Annotated in this window: 1 protein-coding gene; it reads right to left on the reverse strand. The window is 32.9% G+C overall.

What is annotated here, in order from left to right:
* Nucleotides 1-350, reverse strand: a 350-nt coding sequence (locus FC98_RS13920) for an IS3 family transposase (RefSeq protein WP_156637353.1), incomplete at both ends; no start/stop codon positions are given.

Consider the following 350-nt stretch of genomic DNA (forward strand, 5'->3'; position numbering starts at 1 on the left):
GATATATAGCCCCATTTGTCTTTACGCAAACGTATTTGAGTTACATCTGTATGTAATACTTTTAAAGGTTCTGTCTCAGTAAATTTCTGTTTGATTGTATTAGGAGCTATTTTTCCAAGGTTACCTCTATAGGAACAGTAACCGGATGTGTGTTTTGAAAAAATAACTACTTTTAATTTAAGTTTGGTCATTAAGTGCCGAATTGTTTCTGGAGAATTTTTGAATCCGACCTTGAGAGACTCTTTCCAGATTCGACGATAACCGTAGGTTGAGTTTGAATCGTGATATGTTTTAACAATAAACTCTTTTAGTTGAGCATATTTATCTGTTTTATCAGTTTTACTAAGTCG

It is taken from the genome of Lentilactobacillus kisonensis DSM 19906 = JCM 15041 (assembly GCF_001434135.1).
Classification (GTDB): Bacteria; Bacillota; Bacilli; order Lactobacillales; family Lactobacillaceae; genus Lentilactobacillus; species Lentilactobacillus kisonensis.